This window comes from Pseudomonas sp. B3(2017), assembly GCF_002113595.1.
Taxonomy (GTDB): Bacteria; Pseudomonadota; Gammaproteobacteria; order Pseudomonadales; family Pseudomonadaceae; genus Aquipseudomonas; species Aquipseudomonas ekonensis.
Window position 1 is genome coordinate 586,481 of sequence record NZ_NEIU01000001.1, and the last position, 8,669, is coordinate 595,149.

The window sequence follows — 8,669 nt, forward strand, 5'->3', positions numbered from 1 at the left end:
CTTCAGCCTCCGAAGTACGCAGCGGTGACGGTCGCCGGGTCGCCGTCCATCTTGATCTTGCCGTGCTCCAGCCACAGCACCCGGTTGCAGGTGTGCATGACCAGTTCGCGCGAGTGGCTGGCGATCACCAGGATGTTGGTCGACTTCACCAGTTCGTTCATGCGGATTTCGGCCTTGTGCTTGAAGCCTTCGTCGCCGACCGACAGCCATTCGTCCATCAGAAGGATTTCCGGCTTGATCGTGGTCGACACCGCGAACGCCAGCCGCAGGTGCATGCCCGAAGAATAGGTGCGGATCGGCATGTCGACGAAGTCGCCCAGCTCGGAGAACTCGATGATCTCGTCGAGCTTTTCGGTGATCTGCGCCTTGGTCATGCCGAGGATGGCGCCGCGCAGGTAGATGTTTTCCCGGCCGGTGGCTTCCGGGTCGGTGCCCAGGGAAATGTCGATCAGGGAGCCGATCTCGCCGTCGATCCGGGCGGTGCCGGAGGACGGTTCGTAGACGCTGCTGAGCAGGCGCAGCAGGGTACTCTTGCCGGCGCCGTTGTGGCCGAGCAGGCCGACCCGGTCGCCGTCGCGCAAGGTGAACGTGAGGTCTTCGAGGGCCCGGACGATGACGCGGCCCTGCTGGTCGGCGCCGAGTTGCCCGCCGGTGGCCACCTGGATCAGGCGTTTCTTCAGGGAACGGCCGTTGGCGTTGTAGATCGGGAAATCCACGCTGACGTTATTGAATTCGATCAAGGACATTGGGAGTTCTTCTCAGAGCCAGTAAGCGATGCGGCGCTTGTAGCGGCCATACACCATGAGGGCGACGATCCAGCCGATCACGGCCATGCTCACGGAGAACCACCAGTTGGTGGCGGTCGGCATCTGTCCGATCAGCGGGGAGCGGACCACGGAGATGACGTGGTAGACCGGGTTCAGGTCGAGCAGGTAAAGCCCGGCGCGCTGCGGCAGCAGGCTCGGCATCCACATGATCGGGGTGAGGTAGAACACCACTTGCAGCAGGCTGCCGACGATCTGCGGCAGGTCGCGGTAGCGGGCGCAGAGGATGCCCAGCAGCAAGGCGATCCAGGTCAGGTTGACCAATGCGAGGATGAAGCCCGGAATGCTGATCAGGGCGAGCCAGGTCAACGGCTTGCCGACGGCCAGCAGCACGAGCGGGAAAATGACGATGTTGTGCCCCAGGATCAGGATGTTGCGCCAGATCATGCGCAGGATGTGGGTGAACAGGGGAATGGGCAGTTGCTTGATGATGCCCTCGGCGGCGATGAAGCCGGTGCAGCCTTCGGTGACCACGGTCGACATGAAGCTCCAGAGGATCATGCCGATGGCCAGGAACGGAAGGAACTCCTGCATCGGGGAATTGAAGATCTGGCCGAACACCACGCCGATGGTGCCGATCATCACGCCCATGCTGATGGTCAGCCAGAAGGGGCCGAGCGCGGACCTCCTGTAGCGCTGTCGCACGTCTTGCCAGCCTAGCGTCCCTACCAAAGCGTACCGCCTTGTCGCGGCGATGATGTCCGACACGGCGATACTTACTGAACCATTGCGCATTAAGAGCACCAGATTATTGATCAAAAAAACACGCCATTTTAGGCTGGGGGGCGGGGAGTGTCACCTTTTCTACATCTTTTCTTTACAGTCGGCGGGGCAAGATCGGGGCCTTCGGTCGGAAACCCTCAAGTGATTGAATTTTCAAGGTAACGCCCGGCAGGCGAGAAAACCGAACGGACGCCTTGTGCAGCATCGGGCAATGGTTTCTCCGGCGGCGACGGGAAAGGACCGGACACGTATTGTCGGTCGGTTGGGTATCGTCGTTCCGGGCCGCATTCTGTATGATCTGCAAGAATTTGCGGCTCTGCCGACCGGAGCCCAATGGCGCACACGACACAACAGAGCCTGCTGACTAGGCGCTCAAATGGAGTTTAGAGGATTCGCATGAAAGCTATCGTTACCGGCATTACTGGGCAAGACGGCGCCTACCTGGCGGAACTGCTGCTGGAAAAGGGCTACACGGTGTATGGCACCTACCGCCGGACCAGTTCTGTCAACTTCTGGCGCATCGAGGAGCTTGGCATCGACAAGCACCCTGAGCTGCATCTGGTCGAGTACGACCTGACCGACCTGTCGGCCAGCATCCGTCTGCTCCAGACCACCGGCGCGACCGAGGTCTACAACCTCGCGGCCCAGAGTTTCGTAGGCGTGTCCTTTGACCAGCCCCTGACCACCGGCGACATCACCGGCATGGGCTGCGTGAACCTCCTGGAAGCCATCCGGATCGTCAACCCGAAAGTGCGCTTCTACCAGGCGTCGACCTCCGAGATGTTCGGCAAGGTCCAGGCGATCCCGCAGATCGAAAGCACGCCTTTCTATCCGCGCAGCCCGTACGGTGTGGCCAAGCTGTACGCCCACTGGATGACCATCAACTACCGCGAGTCCTACGGCATCTTCGCCACCAGCGGCATCCTGTTCAACCACGAGTCGCCGCTGCGCGGCCGTGAGTTCGTGACCCGCAAGATCACCGACTCCGTGGCCAAGATCAAGCTGGGCCTGCTGGACAAGCTGGAGCTGGGCAACCTCGACGCCAAGCGCGACTGGGGCTTCGCCAAGGAATACGTGGAAGGCATGTGGCGCATGCTGCAGGCCGACGAGCCGGACACCTTCGTGCTGGCCACCAACCGCACTGAAACCGTGCGCGACTTCGTCACCATGGCGTTCAAGGCCGTCGGCATCGACCTGGCCTGGAGCGGTTCGGCCGAAGACGAGCAGGGCACCGACGCCGCGACCGGCAAGGTGCTGGTGAGCATCAATCCTAAGTACTACCGTCCGGCGGAAGTCGAGCTGCTGATCGGCAACCCGGCCAAGGCCAAGGCCACCCTGGGCTGGGAACCGAAGACCACCCTGGAAGAGCTGTGCCGCATGATGGTCGAGGCTGACCTGCGTCGAAATGAGAAAGGATTTTCCTTCTGATGAGTATTGCCGGTAAACGAGCGCTGATTACAGGAGTTCAAGGTTTCACCGGGCGTTACATGGCCGCCGAGCTCAAGGCTGGCGGCTATGAAGTGTTCGGGCTGGGTACCCAGCCCTCCGACGAGCCCGGGTACTTTCAAGCCGATCTGGCGGATGGCTCCGCACTGCGCGAGTTGCTGGCAACCATTCAACCGGATGTCGTGATCCATCTGGCGGCGCTGGCCTTCGTCGGGCATGGCGCCGCCGACACGTTCTATCGGGTCAACCTGATCGGAACCCGTCACCTGCTGGAAGCGATCGCGGCCTGCGGCAAGGTGCCTGACTGCGTGCTGCTGGCCAGCAGCGCGAACGTCTACGGCAATGCCTCCACCGGCTTGCTCAGTGAAGCGACGCTTCCGGCGCCGGCCAACGATTACGCGGTCAGCAAGCTGGCGATGGAGTACATGGCCCGCCTCTGGTTCGACCGTCTTCCGATCGTGATCGCCAGGCCGTTCAACTACACGGGCGTCGGTCAGGCCGACAGTTTCCTGTTGCCCAAGATCGTCGCGCATTTCCGTCGGCGCGCCGACAAGATCGAACTGGGCAACCTCGACGTCTCCCGGGACTTCAGCGATGTCCGCGCGGTGGTCAAGGCCTACCGCGGCTTGATCGAAGCCAGGCCGTTGGGGCAGACCGTCAACGTCAGTTCGGGCAAGAGCCATTCCCTTCGCGAAGTCATCGATATGTGTTCGGCCTTCACCGGCCACAGCATCGAAGTCGAAGTGAACCCGGCCTTCGTCCGGGCCAATGAGGTGAAGATCCTGTGCGGCGACAACACCCGGCTCCGTGAACTGGTGAAGGGGTGGGAGACGCCGGCGCTGGATGAAACGTTGAGCTGGATGCTTTCGGCGGACTAAATGAAGCTAATCCTGTCTGTTGAGCCGATCCGCTTCCCGCTGACCGGCATCGGTCGCTATACCTACGAACTTGCGCTGAGGCTTCAGCAGAGTTCAGACATTTCAGACCTGCAGTTCTTTGCGGGTCGACGCTTTTTGCCAGAACTGCCCACGGCCGCCGACGAGTCCGGCAGCGGTTATGGCCTGAAGCGTGCGGTGCAGAAAAACTTCCTCGCCGTCGAGGCCTACCGGCTGCTGATGCCGATGCTGCGCAAGGCGGCGCTCAAGGGTCACGGCGATTTCCTGTACCACAGCCCCAATTACTATCTGCCGCCCTTCGCCGGGCGCAGCGTGGCGACGTTCCACGACCTGTCGCCCTTCACCTGGGCCCATTGCCACGCCCCGCAACTGGTGCGCTACCTGCAGAAAGAGCTGAAGGCCACGTTGACCAGGGCCGATGCGCTGATCACCGATTCGGAATTCACCCGCCGGGAGCTGGCCGAATATTTCAACTGGCCCATCGAGCGGATCCACACCGTGCCGCTGGCCAGTTCCCCTGAGTTCTACCCGAGGCCGCTGGCCGAACTTGAGCCGGCACTGGCCCGTTACGGCCTCAAGGCGAACGGCTACTCGCTGTTCGTCGGCACCATCGAACCGCGCAAGAACATCGAAACGCTGCTGGACGCCTACAGCCGTCTGCCGGTGGACGTGCGCACGCGTTGGCCGCTGATCCTCACGGGCTACCACGGCTGGCGCAGCGATGTGATTCACCAGAAGCTGGAAACCGCCCGGCGTGAAGGCTGGGCGCATTACCTCGGATTCGTGCCGAGCGAGGATCTTCCCCTGCTGTTCGCCGGCGCGCGTCTGTTCGCTTTCCCGTCGCACTATGAAGGGTTCGGCTTGCCGGTGCTCGAGGCCATGAGTTCCGGCGTGCCGGTGGTGTGCTCCAACAGTTCTTCGCTGCCGGAAGTGGCCGGCGACGCGGCGTTGATGTGCGCACCGATGGACATCGACGAGTTGACCCGGCTGCTGGAGCGGGGCCTGGTCGACGAAGCCTGGCGAGACATCGCGGTGGTCAAAGGCATGCAGCATGCGCAAGGGTTTTCCTGGGAGCGCTGCGCCCGGGAAACCCAACAGGTCTATCGAAGGGTCGTCGACGGAAAATGATCAAGGTTCTGCACTTCTTCAAGACCTACTACCCGGAAACGATGGGCGGGATCGAACAGGTCATTTTCCAGATCGCCCAGGGCGGCGCCGGCCACGGCTTTTCCTCCGAGGTGCTTTACCTGAGCGAGCGGGGGGCCGCCCGTGGCGAAACGGTGGGCAATCACATCACCCACCGTTCGAAGCTGGACCTGCACGTCGCGTCCACCGGGTTCTCGCTGTCGGCCTTCAAGGATTTTTCGCAGTTGGCGAAAGAGGCCGACGTGGTGCACTACCACTTTCCGTGGCCCTTCATGGACCTGGTGCATTTCGCGACCCGCCACGGCAAGCCGGCGGTGGTCAGTTACCACTCCGACATCGTCAAGCAGAAGACCCTGCTCAAGCTCTACCAGCCGCTGATGAACCGCTTCCTGTCCAGCGTCGACAGCATCGTCGCCTCTTCGCCGAACTATGCGCAGAGCAGCCCGGTGCTGTCCCGCTTCCGTGACAAGGTCGAAATCATTCCCTACGGGCTGGACCGGGCCACCTATCCGGCCGTTCCCGAGGCGAAGCTCGCCGAGTGGCGGCGAATGGTCGGCGAGAAGTTCTTTCTCTTTGTGGGGGCGTTGCGCTACTACAAAGGCCTGGACTACTTGCTGGAGGCGGCCAGGATCACCGGCTTGCCGGTGGTGATCCTCGGCGGCGGCCATGAGGAGGCCGAGCTGAAGGCGCAGGCGCAGCGCCTCGGGCTTTCCAATGTGCGCTTCCTGGGAGGGCTGGGCGACGAGGACAAGGCGGCGCTGCTCACGCTTTGCCACGCGTTCGTCTTCCCTTCGCACCTGCGTTCGGAGTCCTTCGGCATTTCCCTGCTGGAGGCTGCCATGTACGGCAAGCCGCTCATTTCGTGCGAAATGGGTTCCGGCACCACGTTCATCAACATCGCCGGTGAAACGGGGCTGGTGGTGCCTCCCCGCGACGCTCAGTCGCTGGCGGCGGCGATGAACACCCTGTGGCAAGACACCGAATTGGCCGAAGGCATGGGCAGACGCGCAATGCACCGCTACGAGTCCGTCTTTTCGGCCGACACGATGGTCGCCGCCTACGCGGCGCTCTATCGCAAGGTTTGCGAACGATAGCGCCGGCCCGGCCGCCGGTTGAACCGAAGGCGGCCAGGACAGCCAGACCGCTGCGGCGGAACAGTACCTCCCGACCCACGCCCGACAGGCGGGGCCGTCTACATCTCGGTCATACAGAAAATGTGCAATGACGAAGGTTGCCTCATGCGGGAGTCGGCATCGAGCGGTGATGCCTTCTATCTCGACATCGTTCATCTGACCCCTCGGGGGTCGGACTTCGTCGTGAGATCCATTGCGCGGGAATTGGGTGTCGAGGAGCGCTAGCTGCGCTGCGGGGATTGCCGACTGAAGCGCGCTGGCGGGCTTCGGTCGACAGGATCCGGCGTTGGCCGGCCGGCGCGCGTTTCAGCGGCCGGCGGGCAGGTTCCGTGGGGGTATCAGGGCTGCCGGGCGATATGGATGCCTTCGAGCCTTGCGGCAAGGCCGTAGTAGCTGTCGTCGGTCGGTGAGTCGAACTCCAGGAGGTTGTCGCCGTCTTTGAGCGCTCCCTGTGCGATCGTGGCCGAGAACGTGCCGTCCGCACTCCACTGCAGCGCCAGCGGCTGACCGTTGAGCGTAATCTTCATGCTGCTCCGGTCGGTTTTTCCGGCGAAGATCGTGAATCGGCCCTTGAGTTCGTAGGTGCGCTGGTCTTTGGGCTTGAACGGGAAGATGAGGCTTGAGTAGCGCTCGCTTTTCCAGGCCAATGCTTGGTGATGAAAGCTGTTGACTTCCCATTCCCCTTGGCGCCAGCCAGCGCCGTGGGTCGGTATCTCCATGCTCCACCATTTGCCGAACGTCCAGTCGTACCGGTCGGTCGTGACGGTGTCCTTGAAGCGGATGAAGCGTGTCTTCGCATTCATTGAGTCGATAAGGCTTTCGTAGCGCTTTTCGGCTACGCCTTTGGGGGCGGTCCGGATGTCCTGGGGCGTCTCGTCGGTCCTGCCGATCTCCACAGTGACGATCGATGCTTTCGGTATCACCAGGCTTGCAGGCTGGAGGCTGGTGGGGAAGCCCGGTCCGCTGACCGGGGTCGGATACTCGAATGTCCAGTCCTGTGCGCCTTCAACGCATCGCCCTTTGCGGCCCAGTTCGTCCGAACGCTGCCAATACTTGCTCGGCAGGTGGCAGACCTGGACGTTCGAAATCGGTTTGTCGTACAGGAACGACAACGCCCCCGTCAGGCTTGCATTGATGAACATCCAATTGTGGTTCAGCCGATTGCCGTGATCGAGGATCAGCAACGTCTTGTTTTCGGAGTTCCCGTCAAACTGACGGGTGATGTCGCTCAGTACGGCCGTCTGCGTCCGGGATATCTCGATGTAGTGATGGAACTGATAGAGCTGAAACGAAATGCCCGTGATGAAGAAAAAGCCGATGGCCGCACGGGTCAGCGCTTTGGAGAGGCTGAACCCGCCGTTCAGTATCGCCGCCAGCAGCAAGGCCGCGCCTGGTGTCGCGAACAGAAAAGTCCTCTGGCTGATCGCAAGGTGGGAATAGGAGGTCAGGAAAGGGAAGTAGCCGAGCAGGATCAGTGTCAGGCCGGTGAGGCCGAGTCTGATGTTGAAGGCCAGGGCGGACGTGTTCCGGGTGCCGGCCGGGTTTGCCTTGTCCTTTCGCAGGAGCGCCATGATGGCCACGGACAAGACAGCGCTCGCCGCGACGACGTACCCGTAGTTGGCGAACTCTTCGGCAGTGATCCTCAGGGCGTCGAACCACCCGCCCAGCGTGCTGCGCAGCAGACCGACGCTGAACAGTTTCGGATAGGTGAGCTTGAGCGTCGAGAGCAGGTCGGTGCCGACGACGCCGGCCTGATAGCTCTTGACCGCGGCGGATGTGCGCAGGGCGTAGATCACATAGGCGGCGGGGCCGGCGACCCAGATCGCGTGCTCCGCCAGCTTCGGCCTGATCTGGCGCAGCGTCGTCACCAGGCCGTCCCGGGCAAAGAGCATCAGGGCCGGGATGCAGGCGAGCAGCAGCGAGGCCTCGTACATGAAGCACGCGGAGGCGAACAAGGCGCTGGCCAGGGCGCTGAACAGGCAGGCGCGGAACTTGTGCTTGAGCGACAGTGCATGCAGGAAAATGGCGCTGCCCAGCAAGGCCAGGCTGAGTGCCCAGTTGATGTGCACGCCCCTGAAGGAGAGCTGCATCGTGTCGGCCGGGTAGATGATGACCAGCACACAGGCAATGACGCCCAGCTTCAGGCTGCCCGTCAGCTTCTCCATCAGGTAGCTGACGGAGGCGCCCTTGATCACCAGCGCGAGCATCAGCAGGACATGCCAGTAGAAGAAGGAGTTGCTGTCCAGCCAAAAGGCCAGGGCGTGGGGAAAGATCGTCAGCGGCCTCAAGGCGTGCGGCGCGAGCGGGCTGGAGGTGTCGGCGAAAAAGAAGACGCCATGTTTGATGAACAGGCCCAGGACGTCCCACTCTTCGATCAGTCCGGTCAGCGCGAAGCCGAACGGCAGCCACAGGATCAACACCACCAGCGCCGCAGGGACGATGTGCGCAAGCCAGCGCCTTGAGGCGGGCTGGGGATCCGACGCGGTGAGAGGGGCAGGGGG

The 8,669-nt window shown here is 62.4% G+C and carries 7 protein-coding genes; 4 read left to right on the top strand and 3 right to left on the bottom strand.

Annotation, left to right across the window (positions count from 1 at the left end; genetic code table 11):
- Positions 1-2: 2 nt before the first annotated feature.
- A complete protein-coding gene (locus CAG33_RS02615; protein ID WP_085636770.1) occupies positions 3-746 on the bottom strand; it encodes an ABC transporter ATP-binding protein in 744 nt (247 codons plus the stop codon).
- Between the two features lie 12 nt (positions 747-758).
- Positions 759-1,559 carry an ABC transporter permease gene (locus tag CAG33_RS02620; RefSeq protein WP_085578029.1) on the bottom strand — a complete coding sequence of 267 codons (801 nt, stop codon included), beginning with the start codon at positions 1,557-1,559 and terminating at the stop codon, positions 759-761.
- Positions 1,560-1,943: 384 nt separating this feature from the next.
- Here CAG33_RS02620 and gmd point away from each other — a divergent pair, with 384 nt between their 5' ends.
- From gmd to CAG33_RS02640, 4 genes are read left to right on the top strand one after another with little or no spacing between them, the layout of a single operon-like run.
- Positions 1,944-2,975 carry a GDP-mannose 4,6-dehydratase gene (gene gmd / locus CAG33_RS02625; protein ID WP_085578028.1) on the top strand — a complete coding sequence of 344 codons (1,032 nt, stop codon included), beginning with the start codon at positions 1,944-1,946 and terminating at the stop codon, positions 2,973-2,975.
- A complete protein-coding gene (locus CAG33_RS02630) occupies positions 2,975-3,871 on the top strand; it encodes a GDP-mannose 4,6-dehydratase (protein ID WP_085578027.1) in 897 nt (298 codons plus the stop codon). Before gmd ends, CAG33_RS02630 begins: the two co-directional genes overlap by 1 nt.
- Complete coding sequence (locus CAG33_RS02635) at positions 3,872-5,017, top strand: glycosyltransferase family 1 protein (protein ID WP_085578026.1); 1,146 nt, start codon at positions 3,872-3,874, stop codon at positions 5,015-5,017. It abuts the gene before it with no gap.
- On the top strand, positions 5,014-6,129 hold the full coding sequence (locus CAG33_RS02640; RefSeq protein WP_085636773.1) for a glycosyltransferase family 4 protein: 1,116 nt from the start codon (positions 5,014-5,016) through the stop codon (positions 6,127-6,129). The genes CAG33_RS02635 and CAG33_RS02640 overlap by 4 nt, the downstream gene beginning before the upstream one ends.
- Positions 6,130-6,506: 377 nt before the next feature.
- Here the strand turns inward: CAG33_RS02640 and CAG33_RS28455 are convergent.
- The coding region (locus CAG33_RS28455; RefSeq protein ID WP_170929929.1) for a hypothetical protein at positions 6,507-8,669 on the bottom strand (2,163 nt) is incomplete at its 5' end.